Raw genomic sequence first — 18,063 nt, 5'->3', positions numbered from 1 at the left:
GAGTCAGACTGCGCTTGCTCCGGCGACGCCGCACGAGAGCCTGAGCAAGCGCTGGGTCGCAGGGTGGGGGCGTCAGCTGCGGGCGGGCCCGTCTGCGCCCGGGTCGGGCTCGTCGCCCTCGAGCGCGACGGCGGGCTCCAGGACCGCTGCGGCGCCCTCGGCCTCGACGTCGCCTGACGAGACCGGCGGCTGCACTCGAGGCGACTCCGACCCGGAGGGCTGCGGCGACGCCTCCGCGCCGCCCTGCTGCGTGTCCGGTTCCTCGGCGCGGGCGGCCGTGACCACGTCGCGGATGCGCAGGACGGTCGCGACCAGCCAGACGACGCCGATCACCGCGAACGGCCACGGGTACCGCCCGCCGGAGAACACCGCCGACAGCCCGATCACCAGCCCGGCGCCGAGCGCCGAGCGCACCGCCCTGTCCCGCAGCACGCGTCCCAGCACGGATCCGCGCGACCCACTTCCCTGCTCAGCTCCGACGGCCATGGCGCCATTCTCCCCGACCACCCCACCGCCCCACGGCGCCGTTCGGCGTCGCGGGCGTGGCGTGGGCCGACCAGGCGCATCTCCAGCAGGTACGGGCCAGCCGGGTGCGGGCCAGCCGTGTGCGGGCCAGTCGGGTGCGGGCCAGCCGTGTGCGGGCCAGTCGGGTGCGGGCCAGCCGGGTGTGGGCCAGCCGAGCGCGCCCGACGAGCCTCGCCGCGTTGGTGCGCGCGTCACGACGAGCTGGTCGGCGCTGTCAGGCCGCGGTCGACCGACCTGGTGCGGGTCCGACAAGGTGCGGGCCGGCCGGGTCTGAGCCCGGCGGGTGCGGGCCTGCGGGAAACGGTGAAGGCCCCGCCACCGGAGTGGGGGGCCTTCGAGGGAGCCGCCTAAGGGAATCGAACCCTTGACCTTCTCATTACGAGTGAGACGCTCTGCCGACTGAGCTAAGGCGGCGCTGTCGGACCAGCCGGTCCGGCGAGCGCGCCTACTGTACCCGGACGGGTGCCGGGTCTCCAAAGCGGGCCGCAGTGACCTCGATCCCGTCCGCGACCGAGCCCCGGACCGCCGTCGACCAGGGAGGTCGGCCCGAGGTCAGCGAGCGGTCAGGGCTGAGGTCGGCTGAGGTCAGCAGCGTGTGCCGTCCGCAGGGACCGTGCCGTCGATGAGGTACGCGTCGACGTTCTTGGTGATGCAGTCGTTCGAGCGGCCGTAAGCCGTGTGGCCCTCGCCCTCGTACGTCAGCAGGACGCCCGAGTCGAGGATGCCCGCGAGCGCCTCGGCCTGCGCGTACGGGGTCGCGGGGTCGTTCGTCGTCCCGATGACGACGATGGGCGCGGCGCCGGGCGCCGAGTAGTCCTCGAGCCCGCCGACCTCGGGAACCGCCCACTGCGCGCACAGCATCGGGCCGTAGGAGAACAGCTCACCGACCGTGGGTGCGGCGGCCTGGATGCGCTCGGCCTGCGCCCGCATGTCGTCGAGGTCCGCGCTCGCACGGGAGTCGGCGCAGCCGATCGACCAGAACGCCTCGGTCGAGTTGGTGGCGTACGTGCCGTTGGCCTGCCGGTCGTAGTACGCGTCGGCGAGCGTGAGCAGGATCGAGCCGTCGCCATTGCGGATCGCCGCGGTGAGCGCGGAGGTCAGGTACGTCCAGAACGTCTGCGAGTAGAGCGTGACCGCGATCCCGGTGAACGCGAGCGACTGCGTGAGCGGGCGGTCGTCGTCGCCCGTGGGCAGCGGCGCGGCCTTGGCTCGGTCGAGCAGGCGACGCACCTGGGTCAGCCCGTCCTCCACGTCGCCGGTCAGCGGGCAGGCCTTGCCTGCCTGGCAGTCGGCGACGTAGGCGCGCAGCGCGTTCTCGAAACCGACCGCCTGCTGGAACGTGGCCTCGTCGCTGCTGAGCGTCGGGTCCACCGCGCCGTCGAGCACGAGCCGGCCGACCCGCTGCGGGAACAGCGCCGCGTACGTCGCGCCGAGCTGCGTGCCGTACGAGAACCCCAGGTAGTGCAGCTCGGTGTCGCCCAGGACAGCGCGCAGGACGTCCAGGTCCCGTGCGGCGCTCACGGTGTCGACGTGGCCGAGCACCGGACCGGTGTTGTCGAGGCACGCCTGGGAGAAGGCGGCGAACCTGTCGATCGCGGCCTGCACGCCCTCGGGGGTCGACGTGTCCGCGTCCGCGGCGAGCAGCGTGTCCATCTCCGGCGCGGAGTAGCACGTGATCCTCGGGTCCGAGTTCTGCACGCCGCGCGGGTCGAAGCCCACGAGGTCGTAGTGCTCCTGGACGTCCTTGCTCACGGTGTCGAGCGCGTCGGTCAGGAAGTCGAAGCCCGAGCCGCCGGGGCCACCGGGGTTGAGCAGCACCGAGCCGAGTCGCTCGGTGCCCGTCGCGGGGTGCCGGTTCAGCCGGATCTTGATGGTGTCACCGGCGGGTGCGGCGTAGTCGAGCGGGACGTCGATCGTCGCGCACTGCAGGTCGTCCTCGCACGACTGCCAGGTGAGCTCCTGGCCGTAGAACCGCTCCAGCGCGGTGTCCGGCGCACTTGACGCATCCGGCGTCACCACCTGCGGCGGCGCCTGCTCCTCGGTGGTCGCGGTGCAGCCGGCGACGACGAGCGCGACGACGGCGACGAGCGCGGACAGCCGCGCGAGCGGACGCCGACGGGGCACGGGGCGAGGACGCACGGGGTGAGGACGCGCGGTGGGACGAAGCACGCCGACACGGTAACCGGCCCGGCGAGGTCCCCAGCCACGGATCGAGCGATTGTGGACAACGAGGCACCAGACCCACACACGACGGGCGAGCGGATCGCCCAGCGCGGCCCAGCCCCGGCCCGGGCCAGTCGCCGCCTCAGCCCTGCGGGCGCAGCGCGATCGCCATCGCCTCGACCGCGAGCAGCGGCGCGACGTTCCCCTCGAGCCGCGTGCGCGCCTGGCCGATCGCGTCCATGCGCCGCAGCGTCTGCTCGGGCGTCGACGTCGCGGCGAGCTCGCCCACGGTCTCGGCGTGGTCGAGGTTCACGAGCGACACCTCGGCGCCGAGCCGCACGACGAGCACGTCGCGGTACAGCGAGAGCAGGTCGAGCATCGCCCGGTCCAGGACGTCGCGCTGCGCGCGGGTCGCGCGGCGCTTCTGGTCCTCCTCGAGCTGACGGACCTGGGTCCGCAGCGCGGGCGGGATCGTCGCGGAGCCCTCGGCTCCGAGCGTGCGCAGCAGCGCGGCGCGCTCGGCCGCGTCGCGCTCCTCGGTGGCGGCCTTCGCGTCGGCCTGGGCGGTCGCGACGAGGTCGCCCGCGGCGAGCACCGCGTCACCGACCCCGCGGATGCGGGCGGCCACCCCGAGCACGTCCGCCCGGCGTCGTCGGGCCTCGGGGTCTCTCGCGAGACGGCGCGCGATCCCCACGTGGCTCTGGGCGGCACGCGCTGCGACCTCGGCGACCTGCGGGTCGATCCCGTCGCGCTGCACGAGCAGCTCGACCACCGCCTCGACCGGCGGGACGCGCAGCGCCACGGAGCGCGAGCGTGAGCGCAGCGTCACGAGCACGTCCTGCGGGCTCGGCGCGCACAGCAGCCAGACCGTGCGGGGCGCAGGCTCCTCGAGGGCCTTGAGCAGCAGGTTCGACGTGCGTTCGACGAGGCGGTCGGCGTCCTCGACGAGGATCACGCGCCAGCGCCCCTCCGACGGCGAGCGCTGCGCGAGCTCGACGAGCGGGCGGACCGCGTCGATGAGGATGTTGACGCCCTCGGTCGCGACCACCGTCACGTCGGGGTGGGTGCCCGCGAGCGCTGTGGTGCACGCGTGGCACGTGCCGCACCCGCCCTGGGGGCACTGCAGCGCCGCGGCGAACGCGCGCGCCAGGTTGGAGCGGCCGGACCCGGGCGGGCCGGTGAGCAGCCACGCGTGCGTCATCGCCTGCGGGTCGACGATCGCGCGCTGCAGCTCGGTGATCGCGGGCTCCTGCCCGACGAGCCCCGTCCAGACGCTCACGCCACACCCCCGCGCGCATCCGCGGCACGGTCCGCGGCGAGCCCGAGCAGCGGCGCCACGCGCGTCCGCACCGCCTGCGCGAGCGAGTCCGGGTCGCCGGTGCCGTCGAGCACGAGCCAGCGGCCGGGCTCGGCCGCGGCCCGGTCGAGGAACGCCTGCCGCGTACGCCGGTGGAACTCGTCGCCCGCGCTCTCGAGCCGGTCGGGGCTCCCGGTGAGCCGCGCACGGCCCAGGTCGGGGTCGACGTCGAGCAGCACCGTCACCGCGGGCAGGAGACCCCCGGTCGCCCACAGGGACAGGCGCTCGACCTCGTCGGCCCCGAGGTCGCGACCGGAGCCCTGGTAGGCGACGGACGAGTCGAGGTAGCGGTCGGTCACGACGAGCGCGCCACGGGCCAGCGCGGGCCGCACGAGCGAGGCGACGTGGTGCGCGCGGTCGGTCGCGTACAGCAGCGCCTCGGTGCGCGCGTCGACGTGCTCGCCGTGCAGCACCGCGTCCCGCAGGGTCTGCCCGAGCGTGGTCCCGCCCGGCTCGCGCGTGAGCACCACCTCGCGCCCGTGCTCGTGCGCCCACTGCGCGAGCAGCCGCGCCTGGGTCGACTTGCCCGCGCCGTCGCCGCCCTCGAAGGACACGAAGACACCGGGGAGGGTCGGCTCGGCGCCACCGGCTGGTGCGGGCAGGCTCGTCGGACCGGCGGGACTCGTCACGGCGTCAGGCTAGCCGCCCCCACCCACGCACCCGCACGACGACCGTGCACGACGACCGTGCACGACGACCGTTCGCGACGACGAGCAACGCCGACGGCGGGCTAGGACGACGGGCGAGGACGACGAGCGACGGCGAAGGGCCGACCGGCTCACTCGCCCGGGTAGACCACACCGATCTGCCGTCGCACCTCGTCGAGCGTGCGCATGACCTCGAGGGTGCCCTGCCACGACATGCGCGGGCTCTCCACGTCGCCCGCGGCCACGCGCCGCGCAACCTCGGCTGCCTCGTACTGCAACCCCTTGGCGCCCGGCTGCTCGAACGTCCACCGACGCCCGTCGACGCGCGTGACCTGGAACGAGGTCGGCGTGTAGAACGGCCCGGCGACCTCGATCGATCCCTCGGTCCCGGAGATCAGCGCGACGGTCGGGGTCTTGGCCCATAGCGTCGTGGAGAGCGTGGCCTGCGTGCGCGCGCCGTACGACAGGACGATCGAGACCTGCCCGTCGACGCCGGTCTCGGTGAGCGTCCCGGCGGCGAGGACCGCGTCGGGCGCGCCCAGCAGGTCGTGCGCGAACGAGACCGGGTAGACGCCCAGGTCGAGCAGCGCGCCGCCCGCGAGCGCGGGGTCGTACAGGCGCGAGGTCGGGTCGAACGCCATGAGCTGGCCGTGGTCGGCGGTCACGTTGACGATCTCGCCGATCTCGCCCGCGTCGATCACCTGGTGCAGCGCGGCGACGTGCGGCAGGAACCGCGTCCACATCGCCTCCATGACGAACACGCCGGCCTCACGCGCCGCGGTGAAGACCTGCTCGGCCTCGGCAGCGTTCCGGGTGAACGCCTTCTCGACGAGCACGTGCTTGCCCGCACGGATCGCGAGCAGGGCGTGCTCGAGGTGCTCGGAGTGGGGCGTGGCGACGTAGATCGCGTCGACCTGCGGGTCCTCGACGAGCGCCTCGTAGCCGAGGTGGGTCGTCGGGATGCCGTGCGCGGTGGCGAACCGCTCGGCGCGGTCGCGGTGGCGCGAGCCGACGGCGACGAGCTGCGCCCGCGTGTGCTGCGTGACGGCGTCGGCGAAGGCGCCGGCGATGCGTCCTGCGCCGAGGATGCCCCAGCGGATCGACGGTGCGGTGCGGGGGTCCTCGGTGCGAGCCATGGCGCCAACGTAGCGCGCACGTGCGGCCTCTCGGCAAGCGCGCACGGTCCCGACGAGCAGCGACCGCCCTGGTCCGGCGCGTCCACGGACCGCCGGCCCACCAGCGACGTCGTCGCCCCCGCCAGATCCGTACCGTTTCGTCTTCCGTCAGGCACTTTCTTTACCTACTTGATTTAGTTAGCGTCGGTCTGCTCGGGCTCGCCCGTGGGCCGAGCGGTCATCCCGACGCACCCGTCGGACAGTTCAACGGAGAGCTCCATGACCAGACCCGGCCGCCAGTCAGGACCACGCCGCGCCCTCGCGCTCGCCGCGACCGCCACGCTCGCCCTCGCGGGGCTCACTGCCACGAGCACCACGGCCCACGCCGAGCCCGCTGCCGCCACGACCGCCGCCGCCAGCACGGATCCCGAGGGGGAGACCGTCGCCATCTCCGACCCGCAGGCCACCGCCGACACCCGCGCCCTGTTCCGCTACCTGCGCGACCAGGAGTCCGGCGGCATCCTGTTCGGCCAGCAGCACGCGGTCGACGAGTCCGTCTCGTCGTCGGTCACCGGCCCGGACGGCAAGCCGCTGCGGTCCGACGTGCACGACGTGACGGGCGACCTGCCCGGGGTGTTCGGCTTCGACACGCTCGCACTGCGCGGCGACGAGAAGCCTGGCACGCACGAGAACACCGGCGAGCAGAACGCGCGCGCCCTGGCCGACGAGCTCGTGCGCGCCGACGCGCTGGGCGCTGTCGTCACGCTCTCGGCGCACATGCCCAACTTCGTCACCGGCGGGCCCTACAACGACACGGCCGGCCGCGTCGTGAGCCACATCCTGCCGGGCGGCGACACCCACGCCGAGTACCGCGCGTACCTCGACCTCGTCGCGCTCACCGCGCAGAGCGCCGAGCGGCCCGACGGCTCGCTCGTGCCCGTCGTCTTCCGGCCGTTCCACGAGAACAGCGGCTCGTGGTTCTGGTGGGGCGCCGCGCACGCGACGACCGGCGAGTACAAGGAGATCTTCCGGTTCACCGTCGAGTACCTGCGTGACGTCAAGGGCGTGCACAACCTGCTGTACGCGTTCTCGCCGAACGGCTCGTTCGACGGCGACTCCGCGCGCTACCTCGAGACGTACCCGGGCGACCAGTGGGTCGACGTCCTGGGCTACGACAACTACGAGAGCTCGAACGCGGCCGACGACTCGTCGGCGTACGTGAGCGCGTCCGTCACCGACCTGGCGATGGTCGTCGACGTCGCGCGCGAGCGCGGCAAGATCCCCGCGTACACCGAGTTCGGCCGCAACGGCGACCGCACGATCCAGCCGACGGGCAACAAGTCGCTCACGTTCTTCACGCAGCTGCTCGACGGGCTCACGGCCGACCCGAGGGCCGGCCAGGTCGCGTTCATGCTCACGTGGGCGAACTTCGGCTCGGGGCAGATCTACGTCCCGTACGCCGGCCACGAGATGGCCGCGGACTTCCAGGCCCTGTACGACGACGAGGCTTCGGTGTTCGCGAGCCAGACCGGACCGCGCTTCGACCTGGCCGCGAGCCCCGGCGCGCAGGAGCCGTTCCTGCGGGTCGTCTCCCCCGCGGACGGCGCGCGCGTCACGACCGCGACGACGACGGTGCGCGCCCGGCTCACCGCGGCACCCGGCGTGGACTCCGTGACGTTCACGCCCGCGGGCGGCGACCCGCTCGCGCTGACTCTCGACGCCGACGGGTACTACTCGGCCACGTGGGACGTCGGCGAGGAGAACCTCACGAACCGCACGGTGCAGGCGACGGTGACCGCGACCGGCGGCGGCCACGACCTGTCGAGCACCGTCTCGCTCATCCTCGGCGCGGCTCCGGTGCTCCCGGTCGGGACCGTCGACGACTTCGAGGGCTACGGCGACGACCTCGCGCTGCGCGCCGCGTACACGGTGGCGAACGCGACCTCGTCGGCCCTCACGCTCGCGCCGCACGACGCGTCCGCGCCCGATGCCGGCCACGCCGCGCGCCTGTCGTACGACTTCCCCGCGTCCCGCACGGGCTACCTGGGCTTCGGCCGGTCGTTCGCGCCCACGCAGAACTGGTCGGGGTTCGGCCAGCTCGACGTGTGGATCGACCCGGACGGCTCGGGCCACAAGCTCGTCGTCCAGGTCCAGGCGGGCGGTGTCGCGTTCGAGGCGTACCCCTCGCTCACCGGCGACGACCCGTACGTCGCGCACCTGCCGTGGAGCACCTTCGCGCCCGCGCCGTGGGACACCGCCAACGCGGAGGCGACCCTCACGTGGGAGCGCCTGGCGAAGGTCGGCCAGGTCTTCGTCTACGTGAACGACGCGGGCGGCACCGCGCCGCTGACCGGGTCGATCCTTGTCGACGACCTCAAGGCCAGCGGCGAGGGCGAGTACGTCGACCCCGAGCCGTCGGCCGACCCGATCGTCGTCGACGACTTCGAGTCCTACGCCGACGAGGCCGCGTTCGACGCCGCGTGGGGCAACCGCGCCAAGACGGACCGGATCGCGCTGTCCACGGACGCGGGCCAGGGCGCGCAGGCGCTCGCGTTCACGTACGACCACGCGGACGGCGGCTGGCAGGACGTCGCGCGCTGGCTCGGCGGGCAGGACTGGTCGGGCCGCGACGCGCTGTCGCTGCGGGTCAAGGGCGACGGCTCGGCCAACCAGCTCGCGGTCCAGATCGGCACGGGCTCGGGCGGCTACTACCTCGCGCAGGTCCCGCTGACCGACACCTCGTGGCACGCGGTCGAGATCCCGTTCTCGTCGTTCGCGCCGTCCTGGCCGCCCGAGCTCACCGACCCCCTGACGGACGCACGCCTCGCGGTCGTCAACGAGCTCGTGCTCGCGTCGAGCTCGACGAGCGGTGCGGGGACGTTCGGGGTCGACGACCTCACGGTCGTCGGCGGCGACGGGGCGCCCGAGATCCCGGACGGCACGCCCGAGGTCCTCGACACGTTCGACGCGTACGGCACCACCACGGACCTGCGGGTCATGTGGGGCAACATCGCCGAGCAGGCGTGGGGCGACGGCTGGCAGCTGGCGCTCGCGCCCGGCAAGGGCTCCGGCGGGTCGAAGGCGGGCGAGTTCGTCTACGACTTCACCTCGACCACGTACCTGCAGGAGTCGCGCTGGCTCGGTGGGCACTCGTGGGCGGGCCTGGACGGGATCACCGCGTGGGTCGACCCGAACGGCTCGGGCCAGTCGCTGTCGCTGCGGTTCCGCACGGCCTCGGCCGACGGTACGGGCGACGACTGGTACTGGGACCTGCCGGTGCCGCTCACGGGCGCCGCGCGCACCGTGCACGCGGCGTTCGACGACGCCGTCGTGACGTACCCGAACGGTCTCGACCAGGCGCTGCGCCCCACCCGGGCCCAGCTCGCGAAGGTCAACGAGGTCATCCTCATGGCCACGCAGGCGGACGCCTCCCGGCCCGCGACCGGGTCGTTCTTCGTCGACGACCTGTCCGTCGGCGACTTCCCCGACGAGCCCGCCCCGGCGGCACCCGCGGTCACGACGCAGCCCACGTCCGTGAGCGGCACCCACGGCAGCACGGTCACCCTCACCGCGGCGGCCTCGGGCCAGCCGGCCCCAACGGTCCGGTGGGAGCAGCGCCGCGGCACGCGCCACGGGACCTGGAAGCCGATCCCGGGAGCCACGTCCACGACGCTCGCGCTGCGGCTCACCCCGAGCCTCGACGGCGCGCAGGTGCGCGCGGTCTTCACCAACACGCTCGGCCAGGCGACCTCGGACGCGGCCACCGTGACGATCACACGCAAGGCGCCGCACCTGCTGTCGCAGCCGGCGTCGGCAACCGTGGCGCGCGGCGCCGCGGTGACCTTCCGCGTCACCGTCGACGCCTACCCGGCGCCGACCTACCAGTGGTACCGGCAGTCGCCGGGCCGCAGCACGTGGGTCGAGGTCCGGGGCGCGACGTGCTCGTCGTACACCACACGCGCATCGGCCGGCCTGTCCGGGGCGAGGTTCCGGGTCGTCGTCACGAACGAGAAGGGTCGCGTGACGAGCCACGCGGCGACCCTCCGCGTGCGCTGACCCCACAGACGACGACGCCCCGCCGGATGGGCTGCCGGCGGGGCGTCGTCACGCCCGCGTGCCCAGGACGTCGAGGTGCTCAGGACGTCGAGGCGCTCAGGACGTGGAGGTCTCAGGACTTCGTGGCGGCCTTCTTGCGCGTCGTCGTCGTGCGGCGGGCCGGGGCCTTCTTCTTGGCCGGGGCCGACGCACGCTTGTCGGCGAGCAGCTGGATCGCCTGCTCGGCGGTGATCGACTCGGCCGTCACGTCGCGCGGCAGGGTCCGGTTCGTCACGCCGTCGGTCACGTACAGCCCGAACCGGCCGTCCTTCACGACGATCGGCTTGCCCGACGTCGGGTCGTCGCCGAGCTCGCGCAGCGGCGGCGTCGCGGTGGCCCCGCGCCCGCGCTTGGGCTGGGCGTAGATCGCCAGCGCCTCCTCGAGCGTCGTCGAGAACAGCGCCTCCTCCGAGGCCAGCGTGCGCGAGTCCGTGCCCTTCTTCAGGTACGGGCCGTAGCGGCCGTTCTGCGCCGTGATCTGCGCACCCGACTCGGGGTCGACGCCCACCACGCGCGGCAGGGACAAGAGCTTGAGCGCGTCCTCGATCGTCACCGTGTCCAGCGACATCGTGCTGAACAGCGACGCGGTGCGGGGCTTCGGCGCGGCCGCCAGGGCCTTCTTCTTGGCCGCGGCGGACAGCGACGGGTCGATCTCCGGCTCGGGCAGCAGCTCGGTGACGTACGGCCCGTAGCGGCCGTTCTTCGCGACGATCGTCGTGCCCGTGGTCGGGTCCGTGCCGAGCACCTTGTCGCCCTCGGGCTCGCTCTCGATGAGCTCGCGCGCCTTGGCGGGCGTCAGCTCGTCGGGCGCGAGGTCCTCGGGGACCGACGCGCGGCGCGGGTTGCCGTCCTCGCCCAGCACCGACGGGTCCTCGAGGTACGGGCCGTAGCGGCCGACGCGCAGCGTGATGCCGTCGCCGATCGGGATCGAGTTGACCTCGCGCGCGTCGATCTCGCCGAGGTTCGCCACCAGGTCCCGCAGGCCCTCGCCCTCGGTGCTGCCCGAGCCGTCGCCGAAGTAGAAGCGCGTCAGCCACGCCACGCGGTCCTTGTCGCCCGCCGCGATCGCGTCGAGGTCCTGCTCCATCTCGGCCGTGAAGTCGTAGTCGACGAGCCAGTCGAAGTTCTCCTCGAGCAGGCGCGTCACCGCGAACGCGAGCCACGACGGCACGAGCGCCTGGCCGCGGTTCGTCACGTAGCCGCGGTCCTGGATCACGGAGATCGTCGCCGCGTACGTCGACGGTCGGCCGATGCCGCGCTCCTCGAGCGCCTTGACGAGCGACGCCTCGGTGAAGCGCGGCGGCGGCGAGGTGCGGTGGCCGTCGGCCGCCAGGTCGCGGCCCGTCAGCGGGTCGCCCTGCTCCATCTTGGGCAGGCGCGCGTCCTTCTCGTCGGCCGGCGCCGCGTCGTCGTCGTACCGCGAGACGTCGCGACCCTCCTCGTACGCGGCGAGGAAGCCGCGGAACGTGATGACCGTGCCGGACGCGGAGAACACGGCGTCGCGACCGTCGGACGCCACCGCACCCAGGCGGACCGAGGCGGTCTGCCCGCGCGCGTCGCCCATCTGCGAGGCGACGGTGCGCTTCCAGATCAGCTCGTACAGCCGGAACTGGTCGCCCGACAGCTCGCGCGCGACCTGCGCCGGCGTGCGGAAGTGGTCGCCCGCGGGACGGATGGCCTCGTGCGCCTCCTGGGCGCCCTTCGCCTTCGAGGTGTAGACGCGCGGCGCGTCCGGGACGTACTCGGCGCCGTACAGCTCGGCCGCCTGGCGGCGCGCGGCGGAGATCGCCTGCGACGACAGCACGGGCGAGTCGGTACGCATGTAGGTGATGTAGCCGTTCTCGTACAGCGACTGCGCGGTGCGCATGGTCTGCCGCGAGGACATGCGCAGCTTGCGCGACGCCTCCTGCTGCAGGGTGGAGGTGGTGAACGGCGCGGCCGGGCGGCGCGTGTACGGCTTGGTCTCGAGGCTGCGGACCTCGAAGCCCGCGCCGTCGAGCGCCGCGACGAGCGACGTGGCGGCGGCCTCGTCGAGCTGCACCGCCTCGCTCTTGAGCACGCCGCGGTCGGTGAAGTCCCGGCCCGAGGCGACGCGCACGCCGTCCAGGGCGGACAGCCGCGCGGAGAAGGCGGGCTCGTCGTCGTCGGCCACCGCGAACGTGCCGGTGACGTCCCAGTAGTCCGCGGCGACGAACGCCATGCGCTCGCGCTCGCGCTCGACCACGAGGCGCGTCGCGACCGACTGCACGCGACCCGCGGACAGCCCCTGGCGGACCTTGCGCCACAGCACGGGGCTGACCTCGTAGCCGTACAGGCGGTCGAGGATGCGGCGGGTCTCCTGCGCGTCCACGAGGCGGTCGTCGAGCTCGCGCGTGTTCTCCAGCGCGCGGGTGATCGCCTCGCGGGTGATCTCGTGGAACACCATGCGCTTGACGGGGACCTTGGGCTTGAGCTCGGACAGCAGGTGCCACGCGATGGCCTCGCCCTCGCGGTCCTCATCGGTGGCGAGGTAGAGCTCGTCGGACTCCTTGAGGAGCTTCTTGAGCTCGGCGACCTTCTTCTTCTTGTCCGAGTCGACCACGTAGTACGGGGTGAACCCGTTGTCCACGTCGACCGCGAACTTGCCGAAGGGGCCCTTCTTCATGTCGGCCGGCAGCTCCGAGGGCTGCGGCAGGTCACGGATGTGCCCGACGCTCGCCTCCACGTCGAAGTCGTCGCCCAGGTACCCCGCGATCGTGCGGGCCTTGGCGGGCGACTCGACGATGACGAGCTTGCGCCCTGCCGACATGCGTGCCTCTTCCTTCGTGCTCGGCCCACTCGGCCGTTCGAGTGGTGCCGTCCGTCTGGGGACTCTACGACGCCCGGTCAAGCGCTCCGCAATCGTCGGCCCGCTCCCTGGCGCAGCGCGAGGCTCATCGCGAAGGCCCACGCGCACGCCGCGACGGTTCCCGCGACGCCGCCCGCGTAGGCGGTGAGCAGCTCGTCACGCGTCTCGACCGAGGGCAGCGCGGCGAACGTCCGCGACAGCGCGACGGCCGCGACGACGGCCGCGCACGCGCCCACCGAGCCGAGCGCGACGAGTGTGCCACGCAGCGTGCGGGGCGTCGGCGGCGGTCCGTCGAGCGCGTCCTCCGACAGCCGCGCGGGCCACAGCGCCGTGATCGCGCACGTGGCCGCGGTCCACCCGAGCACGACGAGCACGGCCGCGATCACGTCCGAGGGCCGGTGCCACTGCCCGACGAGCGTCGAGACGCCGGTCGCGGCGGCGTACGCGGCGCCGACCGCCGCGACGAGCGGCCGCATCCGGGACGGCACGACGAGCAGGAGGACGACCGCGATCGACATCGCCGCGGTCGTGTGACCGCTGGGCAGCGAGTTCGCCTGGCTGCCGATCGGGATGCCGTGCTCGGGGCGCGCCAGCACCGCGTACTTGAGCACCTGCGTGGTGAGGTTCGCCCCGCCCATGACGACCGCGACCTGCACCGCGAGCTCCCACCGCCGGCGCAGCACGGCGATCCCGACCGCGACCAGCAGCACCACCGCGATCGCGGACACCGACACGACGTCCAGCACGCGCTCGGCGACGCGCCACAGCTCGGTCTGCCCGTACGCGGCGCCCTCGACCGCGGCCGCGTCGACCTGCTGACCCTTCTCGGTGCGCACGAACACGCCCCACAGCGCGAGCACTCCCGCCATGCAGGCGACGGCGGTGAGCACGCACGCCGTGACCACCCCGGCGCGGGCGCGCTCGGGCCGTCGCGTCGTCGTCGTGCTCGTCACGCGCCCACGCTAAGCCACCCGAGCACCCCACCCCCGCCGTCTCCACGTCCTGACCACACACCCGCCCCAACGACCCCCCGAGCACCAGCCGACGCGAGTGCGGTGGGCGCTCGGGCACGGGACGACCGTCAGGGGGCGGGGTGGGTGAGGGCCGGCGGGAGGAGGCGGGGGCTGAACCCTGCGGCCTCGACGAGGGCGGGCGTGTGCAGGTGGCAGGCCACACGGCGGGCGGGGTCGTCGCCCGGGACGGCGCTCGGGACGAGCTCGGGCTGGATCGCGGCGCACGCGTCGAACGCGTGCGCGCACCGGTCCCGGAACGGGCAGCCCGTGGGCAGGCTCGCCAGGTCGGGCGGCGAGCCGGGGATCCCGCCGAGCTCGCGACGCGGCCCGCGCAGCGGCGGGAACGAGTGCAGCAACCCGTCGGCGTAGGGGTGGCGAGGTGCGCGGTACACGTCCAGCGCGGCGGCGTCCTCGACGATCTCGCCCGCGTACATGATCGCGATGCGGTCCGCGATCTCGATGAGCAGCGAGACGTCGTGCGTGATGAACACGACCGAGAACCCGAGCCGCTCACGCAGGTCGGCGATCTGCTCGACGATCTGCCGCTGCATGACCACGTCGAGCGCGGTCGTCGGCTCGTCCATGATCAGGACCTGCGGGTCGAGCGCGAGCGCCATCGCGATCATCACGCGCTGGCGCATGCCGCCGGAGAGCTGGTGCGGGTAGTCGCGTGCGCGGTCCGGGTTGATGCCGACGAGGTCGAGCAGCTCGGCGGCCTTCTCGAGCGCCTCGGGCTTCTTCATTCCGGGCCGGTGCGCGGTGATCGCGTCCGCGATCTGCCGGCCGATCCGGTGCACGGGGTTGAGCGAGTTCATCGCGCCCTGGAAGACGATCGCGAGGTCCTGCCAGCGTGAGGCGCGCAGCGCGCGGTCGTCGAGCGTGAGGATGTCGCGCTGCGTGCCGTCGCGGTCGGTGAAGATCACCTCCCCGCCGGTGATGAGGCCGGGCGGCGGGAGGAGCCGTGTCGCCGCGTACGCGAGGGTCGACTTCCCGCACCCGGACTCCCCCGCGAGGCCGAGCACCTCGCCTCGGTTGAGGGTCAGCGAGACCTGCCGCAGCACGTGCGTGGGCTCGTCGTACCCGTAGTCCACCGACAGGTTCCGGATCTCCAGCACGGGGTCCGCGCCCCGGCCACGGGCGTGGGGTGCGGCGGGCGAGACGGGCTGCGCGCTCATGCGCGGTCCTCCTTGGCCTCGTGCACGACCGGCGTGAAGCCGATGCGCGGGCGGATGCCGCGGCGGCGCAGGGTCTTGGCATTCAGGCCGGTGCTGCGCAGGCGCGGGTTGACGAACTCGTCGATGCCGAAGTTGATGAGGGTCAGCGAGATCCCGACGAGCGCGATGCACAGGCCCGGGAACATGTACCACCACCACGCCCCGCGCTGGAGCGCGAGCTGCGCCTGCGCCCAGTACAGGACCGTCCCCCAGTTCCACGTGTCGGTGGGGGTGATGCCGATGAACGACAGGGTGATCTGGGACAGCACGGCGAACGACACGGTCCCGACGAACCCCGCGGCGATCATCGCGGTCAGGTTCGGCAGGATCTCGGCGAGGATCAGGCGCCACGTGCGCTCGCCGTTCGCGCGGGCGGCCTCCACGAAGTCGCGCTTGCGCAGCGAGAGGGTCTGCGCCCGCAGGACGCGCGCGCCCCACGCCCACCCCGTGATCGCGATGACGACGGCGACGGTCAGGCCGCCGGCCGACGGCAGCATCCCCGCGATGATGATGATGAGCGGGAGCTGCGGGATCACCAGGAAGACGTTCGACAGCGCGGACAGCCCCTCGTCGCCGAACCCGCCGACGTAGCCCGCGGTGATGCCGACGACGACGCCGATGAACGTCGCCAGGAACCCGGCGACGAACGCGATGAGCAGCACCGACCGGGTCCCGAGGATCACCTGGGACATGACGTCCTGCCCCAGGTGCGTGGTGCCCATCCAGTGCTCCCACGAGGGTGGCTGCAGCAGGTCCGACGAGCGCTCGTCCGGGTCGTACGGGGCGATCCACGGCCCGATCGCCGCGATCAGGGCGAAGAAGGCGAGGATCCCGAACCCCGTGAGGGCCTTGGTGTTGCGCATCCACAGGAAGCGCCGCTTGGTGCCGGTCGGGGCGGTCTGCTCCGTGCCGACCTGCGTGGTCTCGGTCGTGACGAGCTCGGCGGCCACGGTCAGCCCTCCTGTCGCGTGCGGGGGTCGAGCACGCCGTACGCGAAGTCGGCGATGACGTTGGCGAACAGCACGGCGAGCGTGATCACCAGGAAGCAGCCCTGCATGAGCGGGTAGTCCTTGGCGGACGTCGCCTTGAGCAGCTGGTAGCCGATGCCCTGGTACGAGAAGACCGTCTCCATGACGAGCGTCCCGCCGACGATGAACCCGAGCGACAGCGCGAAGCTCGACAGCTGCGGCAGGATCGCGTTCCGCGCGGCGTAGCCGAGCATCACGGTGCGCTCCGGCAGGCCCTTGGCCTGCGCGACCGTCACGTAGTCGTCCGACGAGACCGTCACCATCATGTTGCGCATCCCCAGGATCCAGCCGGAGACGGACGTCACGACGATCGTCAGGGCGGGCAGCGTGCCGTAGTAGACGACGGAGCCGACGAACTCCCACGACAGGTTCGGGACCATGCTGCGGTCGTACGACCCGCTCGCGGGGAACCACCCGAGCCGCACGGCGAACACCGCGATCACGACGAGCGCGAGCCAGAAGTACGGGACGGTCGAGAAGAACGTCGAGATCGGCAGCAGGATGTCCGCGCGCGTGCCGCGTCGCCACCCGATCGCGACGCCCGCGAGCGTGCCGATCGTGAAGCTGATGATCGTCGCGATCCCGACGAGCCCGATGGTCCACGGCAGCGAGCGCGCGAGGATGTCGACGACCGGCTCACGCCCGGAGAACGAGATCCCGAGGTCGCCCTGGAACAGGTGCGCCCAGTAGGTGACGTACTGCTGCCACAGGGTCGTGTTCTCGTCGAGCCCGAACAGCGCCTTGAGCGCGTCGATCGCGTCCGGGCTGATCTTGCCCTGGTTGGCGGCGATGAGCGCCGAGACCGGGTCGCCCGGCATGAGGCGCGGGATGAAGAAGTTGATCGTCATCGCGGCCCAGAACGTGATCGCGTAGAAGACCGTGCGGCGGACGAAGAACCTCATCGGTCCACCTCCCCCGCCGCGCCCGGACGCGCGCCGTAGGCCTCGAGCACCGAGCCGACCTCGGGCCGGCCGTCGCGCTGCGAGTACCCCCAGCACGCGGCCTCGCGGCCGTCGCTCACCGGCAGGAGCGGTGGGACCTCGGTGCGGCACAGGTCGACCGCGAACGGGCAGCGCGGGTGGAACCGGCACCCCGCGGGTGGCCGCACGAGGCTCGGCGCCTCGCCGCGTGCGCCGCGGGCCCGGGCCGCGAGGTCGTCCGGGTCGGGCGCCGAGCTGATGAGCAGCTGCGTGTAGGGGTGCGCGGGGTCCTGCGTCACCGACTCGCTGTCGCCCTGCTCGACCACGCGCCCCGCGTACATGACCATCGTGCGGTCCGCGAAGTAGCGCGCGGAGGCGATGTCGTGCGTGATGTACAGGATCGCGATGTGCAGGCGGTCGCGCAGGTCGCGCAGCAGGTTGAGGATGCCGAGCCGGATCGAGACGTCCAGCATCGAGATGGGCTCGTCGGCCAGCAGCACTTCGGGGTCCGCGGCCAGGGCGCGCGCGATCGCGACACGCTGGCGCTGACCACCCGAGAGCTCGTGCGGGAACTTGTCGACGTAACGCGCCGGTGGGGTGAGCTGCACGCGGGTCAGCAGCTCGTCGAGCGCCGCCTCGAGCTCGGCACCGCGCAGGCGCCCCTGGTGGATCCGCAGGCTGCGCGTGAGCGTGTAGCGCACGGTGTGGATCGGGTTCAGCGAGCCGAACGGGTCCTGGAAGATCATCTGGACGCGCCGCACGTAACGGCCGAACGCGCGTCGGCCGGTGGCCGTGGCGTCCGTACCGTGCAGCAGGATCTGGCCGCTCGTGGCGGGCACGAGCTGCGCGAGCAGGCGCGCGATCGTCGACTTGCCCGAGCCGGACTCGCCGACGAGCGCGACGACGCGGCCGCGGTGCAGGTCGATCGAGACGTCGTCGACCGCGTGCACGACCGCGTGGTTGCGCAGGCCGCGCACCGGGAAGTGCTTGCGCAGCCCGACGGCGCGCAGGACGGGTGGCTCGTCGGCGTCGGGGCCGGGCCGACGCGCGTCGGGCGGGCCGACGAGCTCGTCGGACCCGTGGGGGGAGGTTCGCATGAGGGGTTCACCTGGGGACGTGGCCGCGGCGCGGGGTGCCGGAGGAGGAGCTCCGGCACCCC

At 73.1% G+C, this 18,063-nt stretch carries 12 protein-coding genes and 1 tRNA gene; 1 reads left to right on the top strand and 12 read right to left on the bottom strand.

Features of this window, described 5'->3' with window-relative positions:
* Window positions 1-72 precede the first annotated feature (72 nt).
* The 6 genes from CGE01nite_RS15465 to CGE01nite_RS15440 form a co-directional block, all read right to left on the bottom strand.
* Window positions 73-486, bottom strand: a complete 414-nt coding sequence (locus CGE01nite_RS15465) for a DUF2892 domain-containing protein (protein ID WP_141371628.1) — start codon at window positions 484-486, stop codon at window positions 73-75.
* Window positions 487-866: 380 nt separating this feature from the next.
* Window positions 867-939: transfer RNA gene (locus CGE01nite_RS15460), tRNA-Thr, on the bottom strand.
* Window positions 940-1,110: 171 nt separating this feature from the next.
* Entirely contained in the window at window positions 1,111-2,694 is a 1,584-nt protein-coding gene (locus CGE01nite_RS15455; protein ID WP_229747295.1) for an alpha/beta hydrolase, read from the bottom strand.
* Between the two features lie 136 nt (window positions 2,695-2,830).
* Complete coding sequence (locus CGE01nite_RS15450) at window positions 2,831-3,967, bottom strand: DNA polymerase III subunit delta' (protein ID WP_141371627.1); 1,137 nt, start codon at window positions 3,965-3,967, stop codon at window positions 2,831-2,833.
* Window positions 3,964-4,647: a dTMP kinase gene (gene tmk, locus CGE01nite_RS15445; protein WP_048342581.1), complete on the bottom strand. Its 684-nt coding sequence runs from the start codon at window positions 4,645-4,647 to the stop codon at window positions 3,964-3,966. The genes CGE01nite_RS15450 and tmk overlap by 4 nt, the downstream gene beginning before the upstream one ends.
* A gap of 176 nt (window positions 4,648-4,823) precedes the next feature.
* Window positions 4,824-5,828: a Gfo/Idh/MocA family protein gene (locus tag CGE01nite_RS15440; protein WP_141371626.1), complete on the bottom strand. Its 1,005-nt coding sequence runs from the start codon at window positions 5,826-5,828 to the stop codon at window positions 4,824-4,826.
* A gap of 258 nt (window positions 5,829-6,086) precedes the next feature.
* On the opposite strand from CGE01nite_RS15440, the gene CGE01nite_RS15435 reads away from it, so the two are divergent.
* On the top strand, window positions 6,087-9,863 hold the full coding sequence (locus tag CGE01nite_RS15435; RefSeq protein WP_141371625.1) for a CIA30 family protein: 3,777 nt from the start codon (window positions 6,087-6,089) through the stop codon (window positions 9,861-9,863).
* A gap of 112 nt (window positions 9,864-9,975) precedes the next feature.
* Here the strand turns inward: CGE01nite_RS15435 and topA are convergent, their stop codons facing one another.
* The 6 genes from topA to CGE01nite_RS15405 form a co-directional block, all read right to left on the bottom strand.
* Window positions 9,976-12,690 (bottom strand): type I DNA topoisomerase, encoded by a 2,715-nt coding sequence (topA, locus tag CGE01nite_RS15430; protein ID WP_141371624.1) that lies wholly within the window; start codon window positions 12,688-12,690, stop codon window positions 9,976-9,978.
* A 77-nt stretch (window positions 12,691-12,767) separates the two neighbouring features.
* Window positions 12,768-13,682, bottom strand: a complete 915-nt coding sequence (locus tag CGE01nite_RS15425; RefSeq protein ID WP_053071603.1) for a phosphatase PAP2 family protein — start codon at window positions 13,680-13,682, stop codon at window positions 12,768-12,770.
* A 128-nt stretch (window positions 13,683-13,810) separates the two neighbouring features.
* Window positions 13,811-14,917 carry an ABC transporter ATP-binding protein gene (locus CGE01nite_RS15420; RefSeq protein WP_048342575.1) on the bottom strand — a complete coding sequence of 369 codons (1,107 nt, stop codon included), beginning with the start codon at window positions 14,915-14,917 and terminating at the stop codon, window positions 13,811-13,813.
* A complete protein-coding gene (locus CGE01nite_RS15415) occupies window positions 14,914-15,906 on the bottom strand; it encodes an ABC transporter permease (protein WP_141371623.1) in 993 nt (330 codons plus the stop codon). The genes CGE01nite_RS15420 and CGE01nite_RS15415 overlap by 4 nt, the downstream gene beginning before the upstream one ends.
* Window positions 15,907-15,908: 2 nt before the next feature.
* Window positions 15,909-16,886: an ABC transporter permease gene (locus CGE01nite_RS15410; RefSeq protein ID WP_048342577.1), complete on the bottom strand. Its 978-nt coding sequence runs from the start codon at window positions 16,884-16,886 to the stop codon at window positions 15,909-15,911.
* Window positions 16,883-18,001: an ABC transporter ATP-binding protein gene (locus CGE01nite_RS15405; RefSeq protein WP_048342578.1), complete on the bottom strand. Its 1,119-nt coding sequence runs from the start codon at window positions 17,999-18,001 to the stop codon at window positions 16,883-16,885. Before CGE01nite_RS15405 ends, CGE01nite_RS15410 begins: the two co-directional genes overlap by 4 nt.
* Between the last annotated feature and the right edge of the window lie 62 nt (window positions 18,002-18,063).

This window comes from Cellulomonas gelida (assembly GCF_006538725.1).
GTDB lineage: Bacteria > Actinomycetota > Actinomycetes > Actinomycetales > Cellulomonadaceae > Cellulomonas > Cellulomonas gelida.
Note: the sequence above shows the minus strand (reverse complement) of the source record. Positions and strands in the feature narration are given on the sequence as shown.